The sequence below is a fragment of the Streptococcus infantis genome (genome assembly GCF_047463615.1).
GTDB classification, from domain to species: domain Bacteria; phylum Bacillota; class Bacilli; order Lactobacillales; family Streptococcaceae; genus Streptococcus; species Streptococcus infantis_X.
Map to the genome: position 1 here is coordinate 27,014 of NZ_JASHDO010000012.1, position 15,735 is coordinate 42,748.

Here is a 15,735-nt window from a genome sequence, read left to right on the forward strand (position 1 = left end):
TTGTAACATATTTTGTTACAACATTTCAAAATATATCTCTTTGAAAGGAATTTTTATATGAAATCAATAAAAGGCATTTTATTTATTGTGGCTAGCATGCTGGTGACTATCCTAGGCTGGCTGAGTTCTGGGAGTCCACAGTTCCTGATTCCTGGCTTAGCTTTAACCACACTTTCACTGGCCTTTATCCTTGCCACACGTTTACCCTTTTTAGAAGAGTGGTTTAATGGACTTGAAAATATGTATTCTGCTCATAAGTTTACAGCATTCTTATCCATCCTACTCCTTTTATTTCATAACTTCAGTATGGGAGGATTATGGGGTTCTCGGCTCGCATCTCAATTAGGAAATATTGGTATCTATATATTTATCAGTATTGTTTTAGTTGCCTACCTTGGTCAATATCTCCAATACGAAGCTTGGAGATGGATCCATCGTGTCGTGTATTTAGCTTATATCTTTGGACTTCTTCACGTATACATGATGATGAGTCAACGACTCTTCGGTCTTAATCTCCTCAGTTTTCTGGTTGGAATCTATGCAATTCTTGGTTTAATCGCTGGATTTTACATCATTTTCCTTTATCAACAAATTAGTTTTACTCATCTAGGTAAAATTATTGGTATCAAGCACCTCAACCATGATACAACTGAGCTTGAAATTAAGCTTAGCAAACCATTCCAGTATAAGTACGGACAATTTGCCTTTCTTAAGATTTTTCAAGAAGGTTTTGAACAAGCTCCCCATCCTTTCTCTATTTCTGGTGGAAGTGGAAAAACACTTTATTTTACAATTAAAAACTCAGGTGACCATACCAAAAATATCTATGAAAATCTAAAAGTTGGTAGTAAAGTAACAGTTGATAGAGCTTATGGACATATGTTATTAGCACAAGGACAAAATCAGCAAATTTGGATAGCTGGTGGTATTGGAATTACTCCCTTTATCTCGTATATCCGAGAAAATCCTTTTCTGACTAAGAGCGTTCGATTCTACTATAGTTATCGTGGTAAGGAAAATGCAGTCTATCTCAATCTACTTCATGCCTATGCTGAGAAAAATCCCAACTTTGACCTTCGCTTGATAGACAGCACCCAAGATGGCTACTTAAACTTTGAAAATGAGGATATTCCAGATCAAACAAGCATTTATATGTGTGGACCTTTAGTCATGATGGAAGCCATCTCTAAAAGCATTAAAGAAAAACATCCAAAAGCAGAACTCATCTATGAAGGTTTTAAGTTTAAATAAAGATCGGTCTCTTCTCTGAAGGGACTTTCTTCTTGATTTCTTATTTTGTGCTTCTGTGTTATACTAGTAGGAGTAAATGCTTTGAAAGAGGAAATTCTATGAAAATCCATAAAACTGTGAATCCTGTTGCTTATGAAAACACTTATTATCTCGAAGGAGACCAACACCTGATTGTAGTCGATCCTGGTAGCCATTGGGAGGCCATTCGTAAGACTATCGAAACCATCAACAAACCGGTCTGTGCCATTCTTCTGACCCACACTCACTACGACCATATTATGAGTCTTGACTTGGTCAGAGATACTTATGGAAATCCTCCAGTCTATGTGGCAGAAAGTGAATCTTCTTGGCTCTATACTCCTGTTGACAACCTTTCAGGTCTCCCTCGACATGACGATATGGCGGATGTCATCTGCAAACCAGCTGAACACACTTATGTCTTTCATGAAGAATACCAGATTGAAGAATTCCGCTTCACAGTCTTACCAACGCCAGGTCACTCTATCGGTGGAGTTTCATTGGTTTTCCCAGATGGACACTTGGTCTTAACGGGAGATGCCCTTTTCCGAGAAACCATTGGTCGGACAGACTTGCCAACTGGTAGTATGGAACAACTTCTTCATAGTGTCCAAACCCAGCTCTTCACCCTTCCAAACTACGATGTCTATCCAGGACATGGTCCGGCTACGACCATCGCTCACGAAAAAACTTTCAATCCATTTTTCTAAAACATAAAAACCAAGGACAATCATCCTTGGTTTTTGTGTAGCTTCAATTTCTACATCACTACTTGCTCGGTAGAATCAAAATTGACTAGAAAAATAATTCAAAACTAATTAGCAGGATTCAATTCTTTCCAGTCAATGTTAGACAAATCAAGCTTTTCAGAAGAAATATCTAAAACTTGCTCTGCTTTTTCATTACCACCGATTTGAATAGTTGCTTCTTTAATCTTCTGCACTCCATTTTTATCAAACGAATATAGAGCCAGGTTCATTTCTGGACGAGTTGACTGCCAGTCTGCATAAGAGACTAGATCATTTTCGTAAATAACAAAACCTGAGCGAAAACCACCTGCAGAAGCCACATAAGCTGTGTGAAGTAAGTTTGGTTTTTGATTTTCCAAATAGTAAATGGCTGAAACAAATTTTTCATCGCCAATAAGTAACTCATCTTGCCCATCTTTATTCAAATCAAGAAGGGCATATTTAAAGTCTGGTGCATTTTGATAATCCATTCGAGAGAAAATCATGCCATATTCTTCTGATACAATCTTGTGTTGTTTATTTTCCTCGTATAAATCTTCTCTATTACCTTGTTTTAAAAGCTCTGTATAGTGATTATAACGTTCAATCACTTCTTTATACAAATCTGGTCCCGTTTCCTTCTTATTTTCAGCAGTTGATTGTGACGCTTTGGTTGACGAGTCGCTTGTATTTTCAGTCTTTGCTTCTGTTGATGTACTAGACTTATCGTCTCTAGAAACAGATGATAGTGCAGATGAAGGTTCTGTACTGCTATTATTCTTATTAAGACCACAAGATGCCAAAACTGAAATCGAAAGAATAGCTGAAAGCATCATTAAATATTTCTTCATATTAACCTCTATAGCATTGCATTTTCAGATGGATAAACTTCAAAAATGAATTATTTATCCCAAGATGATACTTGGTTAAGGACTTACTTTACCAAATAATCACACGGTCTTCTGGTGAGCGCCACATGCCGTCTCCTTCTTTGACATCATAGGTTGTAAAGAAGTCATCAAAGTTTGGCACTTGGATGTTAACACGGAGTTTAGCTGGGGCGTGCACATCAACGCTGGCCATGAGTTTCATCAACTCTGGGCGACCTTTCATACGCCAGATACGAGCAAAGTTATAGAAGAACTCTTCAGCTGAGAAGTCTGGCTCTCTCTTAGCTGCTTCAAGCGCTGCAGCAATTCCTCCTAAGTCAGCTACGTTTTCTGATACAGTCAATTTACCGTTGATGGTTGCTCCATAAGAATCCTGTCCATCAAATTGGTCAATGACTTTTTGTGTTTTCTCCTTGAAGGCAGCATAGTCACTCTCTGTCCACCAATCCTTGAGGCTACCATTTTCATCAAAGGAAGCGCCGTTGGTATCAAAGGCGTGGGAAATTTCATGGGCAATAACTGCCCCAATACCACCATAGTTAGCAGAAGATGACTGATGTAAGTCATAGAAAGGCGCCTGTAAAATAGCCGCTGGGAAGACAATCAGATTCTTCTGTGGATTGTAGTAGGCATTGACCATGTGAGCAGGCATTCCCCATTCCTTATAGTCCACAGGCTGGTCCCACTTGCTCCAACTGTGTTTGATTTCCACACGCGCAAAGGCTAGAGCATTGTCAAAAAGACTAGCATTTTCATCCACTACCTTGTCCTTGTAGCGTTCTGGTAATTCTTCTGGGTAACCGATATAAGGCTTGATGACATTGAGTTTGACGATGGCCTTGTCACGAGTTTCTGGTGTTAGCCAGTCATTTTTAGCCAAGCGTTCCTTATAAACATCAATCATAGTTGCCACTTTTTTCTCTACGTCCGCCTTAGCTTCTGGAGAGAATTTTTCATGGGCATACCAAAGACCTAAAGCTTGCTTGAAAGGACCTTGTGCTAGCTGGTAGGCTGCCTTGACCTTGTCTTTGGCTTCTGGAACTCCTGAAAGCGCACGGCTATAGGCGCCTGACAAGACACGGATTTCTTCTGTTAAATAGCTGGTTGAGAGATTAACAACACTTAAAATTAAGGTTGCCTTGAGGAGAGGCCAAGCCTCTTCACTATAGAATTGATCTGCTGCTTGCCAGAAACGTTCCTCGTCTACGATAACCTTGTCTGGTACTTGCCCAAGAACGGCTTGGAAGAAGTCATCCAAAGGTAGAGCAGGTGCGAATTTTTTGAAGTCTTCATATGAATATGGATGGTAGAGTTTAGCATACTCTGAACTTTCTTCATTAGAGAGCACCACTGCCGCAACTCGACGGTCCAATTCTAGTCTTTTATCAAGCAAGTCTTCAATTTCTGCATCAGAGAAATCATAAGCCTTGAGGAGATTTGCGCTGCTTTCTTTCCAAAGAGTCAAGAGCTCTTCGCGCTGAGGATGGTCTTCTGCATAGTAGGTCGTATCTGGCAGGATCGTGCTTGGAGCGCTAGCCCATAGAACATTGATTCTGGCATCCATAAAGTCTGGTGATACACCAAAAGGAAGGAAGTTAGGTTTTCCAGCAAGTTCAAACTCTGCTAGTCTAGCAGTAAAATCTGCAAAAGTCTCCAATTCTTGGAATTCTTTAAGAAGTGGTAAGACAGGTGTGATACCGTCAACTTCTCTCTTGTCAAAATCACGAACTAGGCGGTGGTATTTGACAAAGTTTGCCAAGATAGCATCCTCAGGCACCTCTTGACCTGCCAACCACTTGTCTGTTGTCGCCAGCATCAGGTCTTCTATTTCCTGGTCTAAATCAACAAAACCTCCCGTTTGAGACTTATCTGCTGGAATTTCAGCTGTCTTCTGCCATTCTCCATTGATTGCATCATAAAAATCGTCTTGATAACGTGTCATCTTGTTCTCGCTTTCATTTGTACTTGTTTTTAGCTTAACAAAAATTAACTGGGAATGCAATTAAAATACAAGGTTAAAAGAACTTAAATATTTTACTGTTAATATTTTAATTTTTTGAAAAATTAACTTGACTTAATTTTTTTTTTAAGGTATATTAAGAGTTAGGAGGAATATAAGTTTATGATACGTATCGAAAACCTCAGTGTCTCCTACAAAGAAACGTTGGCACTTAAGGATATTTCACTAGTGCTCCAAGGACCAACAATTATCGGAATCATTGGTCCCAACGGTGCTGGAAAATCAACATTATTAAAAGGTATGCTGGGAATTATCCCACATCAAGGTCAGGCATTTCTCGATGACAAGGAAGTTAAAAAATCCTTACATCGAATCGCCTATGTCGAACAAAAAATCAATATCGACTACAACTTTCCCATCAAGGTCAAGGAATGCGTCTCGTTAGGACTATTTCCCTCTATTCCTCTCTTTCGAAGTTTAAATGCTAAACATTGGAAGAAAGTGCAAGAGGCCCTTGAAATCGTCGACCTAGCTGACTACGCTGAACGTCAAATCAGTCAACTGTCTGGAGGTCAGTTCCAGCGGGTCTTGATTGCCAGATGTTTGGTGCAGGAAGCCGACTATATCCTCTTAGATGAACCCTTTGTGGGGATTGACTCAGTCAGTGAAGAGATTATCATGAATACGCTGAGAGAACTGAAAAAAGCTGGGAAGACGGTTCTCATCGTCCACCACGACCTCAGCAAGGTTCCCAACTACTTCGATCAAGTCTTGCTTGTCAATCGAGAAGTGATTGCTTTTGGTCCGACCAAAGAAACCTTTACCCAAGCCAATCTCAAAGAAGCTTACGGTAATCGACTCTTTTTCAATGGAGGTGACCTATGATTGCAGAATTTATAGATGGATTGCAAAAATTCCATTTCTTACAAAATGCCTTGATAACAGCTATTGTTATCGGGGTCGTAGCTGGAGCTGTAGGATGTTTCATCATTCTACGTGGGATGTCACTCATGGGAGATGCCATTTCACATGCTGTGTTACCAGGTGTAGCCCTCTCCTTCATCTTGGGCATTGACTTCTTTATCGGAGCCATTGTCTTTGGACTGCTAGCTGCTATCATCATTACCTACATCAAGGGAAACTCGATTGTCAAAAGCGATACCGCCATCGGCATTACCTTTTCTTCTTTCTTAGCTCTCGGTATCATCTTGATTAGTGTCGCTAAAAGTTCAACTGACCTTTTCCATATCCTTTTTGGTAATATTCTTGCTGTTCAAGATACAGATATGTTTATTACTATGGGTGTAGGGGCAGCCATTCTCTTGTTAATCTGGATTTTCTTCAAGCAACTCTTGATAACGTCCTTTGATGAACTCTTGGCTAAAGCCATGGGAATGCCTGTCAATTTCTATCACTACCTTCTCATGGTACTCCTGACTCTCGTGTCTGTGACAGCCATGCAAAGTGTCGGAACTATCCTGATTGTAGCCATGCTGATTACCCCAGCTGCAACTGCTTATCTGTATGCTAATAGCCTGAAAAGCATGATTTTCCTTTCCTCAACCTTTGGAGCTACTGCTTCAGTTTTGGGGCTCTTTATCGGCTATAGCTTTAACGTTGCGGCAGGTTCTAGTATCGTGCTTACAGCCGCTAGTTTCTTTCTCATTAGCTTCTTTATCGCTCCGAAACAACGATATTTGAAACTGAAAAATAAACATTTGTTAAAATAAGGGGTAAAGCCCCAATAAATTGGAGGATCTAATGAAAAAATTAGGTACATTGTTGGTTCTTTTTCTTTCCGCCATTGTTCTCGTAGCATGTGCTAGCGGAAAAAAAGATGCAGCTTCTGGTCAAAAACTAAAAGTTGTTGCTACAAACTCAATCATCGCTGATATTACTAAAAATATTGCAGGTGACAAGATTGATCTTCACAGTATCGTTCCTGTTGGTCAAGACCCACACGAATACGAACCACTTCCTGAAGATGTCAAGAAAACTTCTCAAGCTGATTTGATTTTCTACAACGGTATCAACCTTGAAACTGGTGGCAATGCTTGGTTTACAAAATTGGTAGAAAATGCTAAGAAAACTGAAAACAAAGACTACTTTGCAGTCAGCGAAGGCGTTGATGTTATCTACCTTGAAGGTCAAAACGAAAAAGGCAAAGAAGACCCACACGCTTGGCTTAACCTTGAAAACGGTATGATCTTTGCTAAAAACATCGCAAAACAATTGAGCGCTAAAGACCCTAGCAACAAGGAATTCTACGAAAAAAATCTCAAAGAATATACTGATAAGCTAGACAAACTTGACAAGGAAGCTAAAGAGAAATTTAACAACATCCCTGCTGAGAAAAAACTCATCGTAACCAGCGAAGGATGCTTCAAATACTTCTCTAAAGCCTATGGTGTCCCAAGTGCCTATATCTGGGAAATCAATACTGAAGAAGAAGGAACTCCTGACCAAATCAAGACTTTGGTTGAAAAACTTCGCCAAATGAAAGTTCCATCACTATTTGTTGAATCCAGTGTCGATGATCGTCCAATGAAGACTGTTTCTAAAGACACAAACATCCCAATCTATGCTCAAATCTTTACGGACTCAATCGCTGAAGAAGGTAAAGAAGGCGATAGCTATTACAACATGATGAAATACAACCTTGACAAGATTGCTGAAGGATTGGCAAAATAAGCCTCTGAAAAACGTCATTCTCACACGTGAGATGACGTTTTTCTATACCCACATTTCCGGTCAAATCATTGGAAAATTCTGACTGTTTTAGCTAAAATGGAAGAAAAAAGATTGGAGTATCTTATGGTAACTTTTCTCGGAAATCCTGTGAGCTTTACAGGTAAACAACTACAAGTAGGAGACAAAGCAGTTGATTTCTCTCTCACAACGACTGACCTCTCTAAAAAAACACTAGCTGATTTTGAAGGCAAGAAAAAGATTTTGAGCGTCATCCCTTCTATCGATACAGGTATCTGCTCGCTACAGACTCGTCGCTTTAACCAAGAATTAGCTAGCTTAGACAACACTGTTGTCTTAACGGTGTCTATGGACCTCCCCTTCGCTCAAAAACGCTGGTGTGGCGCAGAGGGAATTGAAAATGCCATCATGCTCTCAGACTACTTCGACCACTCCTTTGGACGAGATTATGCCCTCTTAATCAATGAATGGCATCTGCTTGCTCGAGCCGTATTTGTCCTTGATGCTGACAATATTATCCGTTATGTTGAGTATGTGGACAATATCAACAGCGAGCCAAACTTTGAAGCAGCCATTGAAGCAGCAAAGGCGCTTAACTAAAAGAAAGCCCACTTGTAACAAGACAGAAAGCTAGAGAAATCTAGCTTTTTTTGGTATACTAGATGGAGATAATAAACAAGGAAATGCGAATGACACCAAATAAAGAAGATTACTTAAAATGTATTTATGAGATTGGCATGGAAGTTCCTAAGATTACCAATAAGGAAATCGCTGCTCGGATGCAGGTATCACCTCCTGCGGTAACTGAGATGATCAAGCGCATGCAATCCGAAAATCTTATATTAAAGAATAAAGAAAATGGCTATATACTAACGGACATTGGTTTAAATCTGGTCTCTGAGCTTTATCGCAAGCATCGACTGATAGAGGTCTTTCTAGTTCACCATCTAGACTATACCAGCAATCAGATTCACGATGAAGCTGAGGTATTAGAGCATACAGTTTCAGACCTTTTTGTTGAGAGACTGGAGAGTATGTTAGGCTTTCCAAAGACCTGTCCCCATGGAGGAACCATTCCTGCTAAGGGTGAGCTTCTAGTTGAGGTTAATAACCTGCCACTTTCTGATATCAAAGAAGTAGGAAACTACCTTCTAACAAGAGTTCATGACAGCTTTGAAATCCTCCAATATTTGGATAAACATGCCATCCATATTGGAGACCAACTCCAAGTCAAGCAGTTCGATGGCTTCTCTAATACCTTTACCCTGATTCACAACAATGAAGAACTTCAAGTCAGCCTCGAAATCGCTAAACAACTCTATGTTGAAAAAATGAACTAAAGTCTTTATCAGCAAAAAACCAAGCCCGCTAGCTTGGTTTTTCTTATCTATTTTTGGTATCAAGGATGATTGTAACCGGTCCATCATTGACCAGTTCCACCTGCATATCTGCTCCGAAAATACCTGTTTTCACAGGAACTTCCTTGGCTAGTTCTCGGTTAAAATCTTGATAGAAAGTCTCTGCAACATCAGGCTTAGCAGCACCTGTAAAAGCTGGTCGATTCCCTTTTTTAGTATCTGCAAAAAGAGTGAATTGGGAAATGGAGAGAATTTCTCCTTGAATATCCTTGACTGATAAATTCATCTTGCCTTCGGCATCTGAAAAGATCCGCATATTGACAAGCTTTCTGACCGCATAGTCTAAATCTTCTTGTTGATCTTCAGGGCCGACACCCACTAGGAGTAATAAACCTTGCTTGATTTGGCTATAAACCTGCCCCTCAATAGAAACCTGAGCTTGCTTGACTCGCTGAACGACGATTTTCATAAAAATCCTTTCTAGATCTATCGAGCCAACTTAACCATTGGTCCGTTTGACTGAGTAGACTTCTGGTACACTCTTGATCTTGTCCACAACAGTAGTCAGCGTCGAAAGGTTAGCAATACCAAAGGATACATGGATATTGGCAAATTTCATATCTTTGGTAGGCTGGGCATTGACCGTTGAGATGTTTTTAGTTGTATTTGACAAGACCTGTAAAACATCGTTCAAAAGTCCAGTACGATTGAGACCGTAAATATCGATATGAGCGATATATTCCTTGCTTGAGAATTGATCTTCCCACTCAACATCTAATAGACGTTGCTCGTAGTTTTCCTGCGAACGAAGATTCATACAGTCAACACGGTGGATAGCAACACCACGACCTTTAGTAATGTAGCCGACGATATCATCACCTGGAACAGGGTTACAACATTTGGCAATCCGCACCAAGAGACCAGAGGCTCCCTCGATGACAACACCACCCTCATGCTTCACCTTAAGAGTTTCCTTATTTTCAACCTTGACTTCGCCACCCTTGACCAACTCTTCAGCTTCTGCCCTGGCCTTGGCGCGTTCTTCCTCACGGCGCTCTTTTTCAGTTAAACGGTTAAAGACTGTGATGGCTCCAATTTCCCCAAAACCAATAGCCGCAAAGAGAGCTTCCTCAGTCTTGTAGCTAGTTTTTTGGAGGACTTCATCCATATGACGCTTGTCCATGAATTTATTAGCCACATAGCCATTCTCCTGGAATTGACTCATCAGCATTTCACGGCCCTTATTGATGGACAATTCTTTGTCTTGGTTCTTAAAGAACTGACGAATCTTGTTCCGAGCTTTGCTGGTCTTGACCATGGTAAGCCAGTCACGGCTTGGCCCAAAGGAATTTGGATTGGTGATGATTTCAACCTGGTCACCCGTTTTTAGCTTGGTAGTCAAGGGAACCATACGACCATTAACCTTGGCACCAGTCGCCTTTTCACCGATTTTGGTGTGAATCTCATAGGCAAAGTCAATCGGTCCAGAATCCTTTGGAAGAGAGCGAACGGCTCCGTCTGGAGTAAAGACGTAGATTTCTTCTGCTAGGTAATTCTCTTTAACCGTCTCTACGAAATCCTTGGCATCATCGGACTGGTCTTGAAGCTCCATCATCTCCTTGATCCAGTTCATACCGATAGCAGATTCCTTGCCATTAACCTGCCCCTTAATACCTTTTTTATAGGCCCAGTGAGCAGCAACCCCGTACTCAGCAATCTCATGCATTTCCTTGGTTCGAATCTGGAATTCAATAGGTCCCTTTGGCCCATAAACAGTTGTATGGATGGACTGGTAACCATTGGCCTTACGGTTGGCAATGTAGTCCTTAAAGCGTCCAGGCATTGGTTTCCAAAGCTCATGGACATATCCCAACATAGCATAGACATCACTCTGAGTATCTAGGATACAACGAATGGCAATCAGGTCGTAGATTTCCTCAAAACGCTTCTTCTTATCCTGCATCTTACGATAAATCGAATAGATATGCTTGGGACGACCGTAGATTTTTCCTGTAAGGTGGCGTTCTGATGAATATTCCTCAAGTTTCGTCACAACCTCATCTACCAAGGCTTCACGTTCTTGACGTTTTTCCTTCATCATGTGACTAATCTTGTAAAACTCAGTAGGATTGAGATAGCGGAAAGAAAGGTCTTCAAGTTCCCATTTAACACTCGAAATCCCCAGACGGTGAGCAAGTGGTGCGTAGATTTCCATGGTTTCTCTGGAAATTCGTTCCTGCTTATCTTTACGAAGGTGATTAAGGGTTCTCATGTTATGCAATCGGTCAGACAGTTTGACCAAGATAACACGGATATCCTCTGACATAGCCATGAGCATCTTGCGGTGGTTTTCAGCCAGCTGCTCCTCGATAGACTTGTACTCAACCTTCCCTAATTTGGTAACCCCATCCACAATAATGCGAACATCATGACCAAACTCCCTCTCTAAATCATCCAAGGTCGTTTCCGTATCTTCAACCACGTCATGCAAAAAACCACAGGCAACAGTGACAGCATCTAGCTTGAGCTTAGCCAAGATACCTGCTACCTGAATAGGGTGGATAATGTAGGGTTCGCCAGATTTACGATATTGACCACTATGGCATTCTACAGCGTAAACCAAGGCTTTATGTACAAAAGCCACATCTTCTTTCGATAAATATTTCTGTGTTAAAGCGACGACTTCATCGCCTGAATAAATTACTTCTTTGGGCATGCATACTCTCCAGTTCTTCCTACCATTTTAACACTTTTTTGACAATATGAAAACTAGAAAAGCCTAGTTCTGTAAGAGTTTGCTTATCTTAGTAAAAAAGCACTACTAGAAAACTCTAGCAGTGCTAACACATTTAAAATCTATCTTAGTAAACTGTTCTTTCAGTTTCTACGTCGAAGAAGTGTGCTTTGTTCAAGTCAAACCCAAGTTCAACTGTTGCACCTGCTTGCAAGTAGTCACGTGCATCAACTTTTGCAACAAACTCGTCTTTACCAACTTGGCAGTATAGGTGAGATTCTGAACCAAGCAACTCTGATACAGAGATTGTTGCTTTCACAACTGATTCTGGGAATGTTTCAAGGAATGCAGGTTCTGCGTTCACATCTTCTGGACGGATACCGAAGATCAATTCTTTACCTTCGTAGCCTTTTTCACGAAGAACTTTCAAAGCACCTTCTGGAACTTTCAAGCTGAAACCGTCAGCAACGATGTGGTCACCGTTCAATTTAACGTTGATAAAGTTCATAGCTGGGCTTCCGATGAAACCTGCTACAAATTTGTTAACTGGGTTTTTGTAAACTTCTTGAGGAGTACCGATTTGTTCAACACGTCCGATAGTACCAGTACCAGCAGGGTTCTTAGTAGCTGACATGATAACGATACGGTCTGCAAGTGTCATCGCTTCTGTTTGGTCGTGAGTTACGTAGATAGTTGTAGCTCCGATACGACGGTGGATTTTAGCGATTTCAGCACGCATTGATACACGAAGTTTGGCATCCAAGTTTGACAAAGGTTCGTCCATCAAGAATACTTTTGCATCACGGACGATAGCACGACCCATGGCAACACGTTGACGTTGACCACCAGAAAGGTCAGCAGGTTTGCGTTCCAAAAATTCTTTCAAGCCAAGGATTTCAGCTGCTTCTTGTACACGTTTGTCAATGTCTTCCTTGCTGTATTTACGCAATTTCAAACCGAAAGCCATGTTATCGTATACAGTCATGTGTGGGTAAAGAGCGTAGTTTTGGAATACCATGGCGATATCACGGTCTTTTGGAGCTACGTCGTTGACTACCACGCCATCGATAGATGCAGTACCTTCTGTGATGTCTTCAAGACCAGCAATCATACGGAGAGTAGTTGATTTACCACATCCTGAAGGTCCTACGAAAACGATGAACTCTTTGTCTTTGATGTTCAAGTTGAAATCTTCAACTGAGTAGTGTTCGCTATTTGGATATTTTTTGTAAATATTTTTAAGATTTAATTCTACCATTTCGGTGAACTCCTTTTGTCATTTGATAGTTTCATTATAGATGAAAACGCTTTACATTTCTATGGCAAGGTGACCAAAAAAATAAAAAAGTTCTGTGCAACTTGCACAAAACTTTAGATTATATCTGGTAAAATCAACTGATAACACAAGGTCAAATCTGTCAATTCTTTCAACTGCAGTCCTGTCAGTTCTTCCCATTTATCAATCTTGTATTGGAGAGAATTGCGGTGCAGATAGAGCTGCTGCGCTGTTTTAGTCAGGACTGCACTGTTTTCCCACAGTGAAAGGATGATTTCTTGAATCTGATCCTGGTCCACAATCATCTGATGCAGATATTCCTTGACAACTCGGAGATCCACGATTCTTTCACCCATACTCCACAGATAGAGTTGAGAAAAAGTATGGAACCCTTGATGCCCTTGTCGCCACCAGTTTTTGAACAAATCCCGTTCTGCTTTGATGAGATCTGACAGAGCCTGATGTCCTGTCTGTGACCAGACCTGACCTAACATGATGGACAAACGTACTCCAAAGTCATATTCTACGGCTTCCAAGGTATCCATCAAGATAGAGCGAACGGATGTGTACTTATCCTGTTGGAGAACAAAAATGTAATCCTGCGCTCCCACCTGAAGCACTGTTTGACAATTTGGAAAGAGGGTTCCCATCATCTCTAACCAAGACGTTAAATTTTCCTGTTGGAAATAGGATAGGTGACAATAGACAAGTTGCAACTTTTTAAAGTTTTGCGGTGCTTGTCCCTTAGCTTCGATTAGATAGCTATACCAGGGATTGAGTGAGATAGTTTGCTCCTGCTGGGTTAAAAGAGCCACCAATTGTTTTTCACGCTCGCTCAGACTAGCTTCCTCCAGCAAAAGCCACTGATAATTTGACAGAGGTAGACTTAGATAACCCTCTTTATCAACTGGCTGATCTAAGATTTTACCATCAGGAAACCAATCCAGTAGTTCTTTTGCAATCATTTCTAGCCCTCCACTTTTTGGATGCACCAAGAGATCAAGGTTTCAAGGCGCTCCACATTTTCGGTCATATGAAGATAACCCATGACCGCTTCAAAACCTGTAGACATACGGTAGGTCACTACATCTGCGTTCTTTGCTTTGGTATGGCTATTGGTATTACGGCCCCGTTTATAGATTTCTTCTTCTTTTTCCGTTAGGACTTCTTCTTCTAACATAAGGGAAATCAAGCGTGCCTGAGCCTTGGCCGACACATACTTGGTTGCCTCTTGGTGGAGTTTATTGGGCTTGGTCATGCCTTTGAGAATGAGATGGCGACGAATATACATAGAATAAACCGCATCTCCTTCAAAGGCTAACGCAATCCCGTTAATGAGATTGACATCAATCACGAGTCCACCTCACTCCATCCTTGGTATCAAGCAATTTAATTCCTTGTGCAGCTAGTTGGTCACGGATTTGGTCAGCTGTCGCAAAGTCACGATTGGCACGCGCTTCTTGGCGTTTTTGAATCAAGGCTTCAATCTCTTCATCCAAAACTTCCTCAACAAAGACCACTCCAAAGACTTCTAACATAGCTGCAAGAGCTTCCTTGACAGCTGCATCATAGTTTCCTGAGTTGATCCATTTGGCCATTTCAAAGACTACTGTGATACCGTTGGCAGAGTTGAAATCCTCATCCATGGCCGCTACAAACTTATCTTTAAATGCCTGTAACTCTTGAGCATCTACAGTTCCAGTAAATGGTTGTTCATAGGTGTTCTTCAAATACTTGAGATTTGTCTCCGCATCACGCACTGCTTTTTCCGTAAAGTTGATAGGCTTGCGATAGTGCTGAGTCGCAAAGAAGAATCTCAATACTTGACCATCGATAGTTTTGAGAGCATCGTGTACCGTAATGAAGTTTCCCAAAGACTTAGACATCTTGACATTGTCGATATTGACAAAGCCATTGTGCATCCAGTAGTTGGCGAAGGTCTTACCTGTTTTAGCTTCTGACTGAGCAATTTCGTTGGTGTGGTGCGGAAACTCAAGGTCAGCTCCACCACCATGAATATCGATGGTATCTCCTAAAATCTCAGTTGACATGACTGAACACTCGATGTGCCAGCCTGGGCGACCTGGTCCCCATGGACTATCCCAAGAAATCTTACCTGGTTTGGCAGATTTCCAGAGGGCAAAGTCCACAGGATTTTCCTTGCGAGCTGTTTCTTCATCTGTACGACCTGAAGCACCTAGTTCCAAGTCTTCTAGGGTTTTATTGGCCAATTTAGCATAGTTATGAGATTTTTCTACACGAAAATAGACATCTCCGTGACTCTCATAAGCATAGCCTTTTTCAATCAAATCTTCCACAAAGCGGATGATGTCATCCATAAACTCCACCACACGCGGATGGCGAGTTGCAGGTTTGACGCCCAAGGCCGTCACATCCTCACGAAAGGCAGCAATGTACTTGTCCGCAACCTCCTGTGGCGTGATACCTTCTTCCTTGGCACGGTTGATAATCTTATCATCCACATCCGTAAAATTGGAAATATAGGCAACCTCATAACCACGGTACTCAAAGTAGCGACGAATGGTATCGAAGGCTACTGTCGAGCGAGCATTCCCTACGTGGATATAGTTATAAACTGTCGGCCCACATACATACATTTTAACCTTGCCGTCCTCGATTGGGACAAATTCTCGCAAATCACGAGACATGGTGTCATAGATTTTGATCATAAAATAATAGTCAGGAAAGCTAAAATTCATAAACAGATAGTTTCATAACTAACTGTTCAACGAAATTTTAGTCCGATTGCCTGTCACAAATCGGATTTCCTTGCTCCTTTCTAAACATAAA

At 41.1% G+C, this 15,735-nt stretch carries 15 protein-coding genes; 7 read left to right on the forward strand and 8 right to left on the reverse strand.

The features are described from left to right. Positions 1 to 57 precede the first annotated feature (57 nt). Together QM874_RS09130 and QM874_RS09135 are read left to right on the forward strand one after the other, a co-directional pair. A complete protein-coding gene (locus QM874_RS09130) occupies positions 58 to 1,251 on the forward strand; it encodes an oxidoreductase (RefSeq protein WP_414317037.1) in 1,194 nt (397 codons plus the stop codon). A 98-nt stretch (positions 1,252 to 1,349) separates the two neighbouring features. After that, positions 1,350 to 1,979, forward strand: a complete 630-nt coding sequence (locus QM874_RS09135; protein WP_414317038.1) for an MBL fold metallo-hydrolase — start codon at positions 1,350 to 1,352, stop codon at positions 1,977 to 1,979. Positions 1,980 to 2,083: 104 nt separating this feature from the next. Here QM874_RS09135 and QM874_RS09140 read toward each other — a convergent pair whose 3' ends face one another. Both QM874_RS09140 and pepO read right to left on the reverse strand, forming a co-directional pair. Continuing rightward, positions 2,084 to 2,848, reverse strand: coding sequence for a hypothetical protein (locus tag QM874_RS09140; RefSeq protein WP_414317039.1), 765 nt, complete (start codon positions 2,846 to 2,848; stop codon positions 2,084 to 2,086). Positions 2,849 to 2,936: 88 nt separating this feature from the next. After that, positions 2,937 to 4,829 (reverse strand): endopeptidase PepO, encoded by a 1,893-nt coding sequence (gene pepO, locus QM874_RS09145; protein WP_414317040.1) that lies wholly within the window; start codon positions 4,827 to 4,829, stop codon positions 2,937 to 2,939. Between the two features lie 180 nt (positions 4,830 to 5,009). Here pepO and QM874_RS09150 point away from each other — a divergent pair, with 180 nt between their 5' ends. The 5 genes from QM874_RS09150 to QM874_RS09170 all read left to right on the forward strand — a co-directional run bounded on the left by QM874_RS09150 (position 5,010) and on the right by QM874_RS09170 (position 8,896). Further along, positions 5,010 to 5,732: a metal ABC transporter ATP-binding protein gene (locus QM874_RS09150; RefSeq protein ID WP_414317041.1), complete on the forward strand. Its 723-nt coding sequence runs from the start codon at positions 5,010 to 5,012 to the stop codon at positions 5,730 to 5,732. Next, entirely contained in the window at positions 5,729 to 6,577 is an 849-nt protein-coding gene (locus QM874_RS09155) for a metal ABC transporter permease (RefSeq protein WP_006148893.1), read from the forward strand. The genes QM874_RS09150 and QM874_RS09155 overlap by 4 nt, the downstream gene beginning before the upstream one ends. Positions 6,578 to 6,608: 31 nt before the next feature. Beyond that, positions 6,609 to 7,538, forward strand: a complete 930-nt coding sequence (psaA, locus tag QM874_RS09160) for a metal ABC transporter substrate-binding lipoprotein/adhesin PsaA (RefSeq protein WP_049504473.1) — start codon at positions 6,609 to 6,611, stop codon at positions 7,536 to 7,538. A gap of 123 nt (positions 7,539 to 7,661) precedes the next feature. Further along, complete coding sequence (gene tpx, locus QM874_RS09165) at positions 7,662 to 8,156, forward strand: thiol peroxidase (protein WP_414317042.1); 495 nt, start codon at positions 7,662 to 7,664, stop codon at positions 8,154 to 8,156. A gap of 89 nt (positions 8,157 to 8,245) precedes the next feature. Continuing rightward, on the forward strand, positions 8,246 to 8,896 hold the full coding sequence (locus tag QM874_RS09170; protein WP_414317043.1) for a metal-dependent transcriptional regulator: 651 nt from the start codon (positions 8,246 to 8,248) through the stop codon (positions 8,894 to 8,896). A gap of 43 nt (positions 8,897 to 8,939) precedes the next feature. Here the strand turns inward: QM874_RS09170 and dtd are convergent, their stop codons facing one another. The 6 genes from dtd to cysS all read right to left on the reverse strand — a co-directional run bounded on the left by dtd (position 8,940) and on the right by cysS (position 15,614). Then, the gene (gene dtd / locus QM874_RS09175) at positions 8,940 to 9,383 is read right to left on the reverse strand and encodes a D-aminoacyl-tRNA deacylase (protein WP_414317044.1); all 444 of its coding nucleotides are present in this window, start codon (positions 9,381 to 9,383) and stop codon (positions 8,940 to 8,942) included. Positions 9,384 to 9,413: 30 nt separating this feature from the next. Beyond that, on the reverse strand, positions 9,414 to 11,630 hold the full coding sequence (locus QM874_RS09180; RefSeq protein ID WP_414317045.1) for a RelA/SpoT family protein: 2,217 nt from the start codon (positions 11,628 to 11,630) through the stop codon (positions 9,414 to 9,416). A 145-nt stretch (positions 11,631 to 11,775) separates the two neighbouring features. After that, entirely contained in the window at positions 11,776 to 12,906 is a 1,131-nt protein-coding gene (locus QM874_RS09185) for an ABC transporter ATP-binding protein (RefSeq protein ID WP_414271312.1), read from the reverse strand. A gap of 113 nt (positions 12,907 to 13,019) precedes the next feature. Continuing rightward, positions 13,020 to 13,889 carry a helix-turn-helix domain-containing protein gene (locus QM874_RS09190; protein WP_414317046.1) on the reverse strand — a complete coding sequence of 290 codons (870 nt, stop codon included), beginning with the start codon at positions 13,887 to 13,889 and terminating at the stop codon, positions 13,020 to 13,022. 2 nt (positions 13,890 to 13,891) lie between these two features. Next, positions 13,892 to 14,278 carry a Mini-ribonuclease 3 gene (locus tag QM874_RS09195; RefSeq protein ID WP_004251273.1) on the reverse strand — a complete coding sequence of 129 codons (387 nt, stop codon included), beginning with the start codon at positions 14,276 to 14,278 and terminating at the stop codon, positions 13,892 to 13,894. Next, a complete protein-coding gene (gene cysS / locus QM874_RS09200) occupies positions 14,271 to 15,614 on the reverse strand; it encodes a cysteine--tRNA ligase (protein WP_414317055.1) in 1,344 nt (447 codons plus the stop codon). Before cysS ends, QM874_RS09195 begins: the two co-directional genes overlap by 8 nt. Positions 15,615 to 15,735 lie beyond the last annotated feature (121 nt).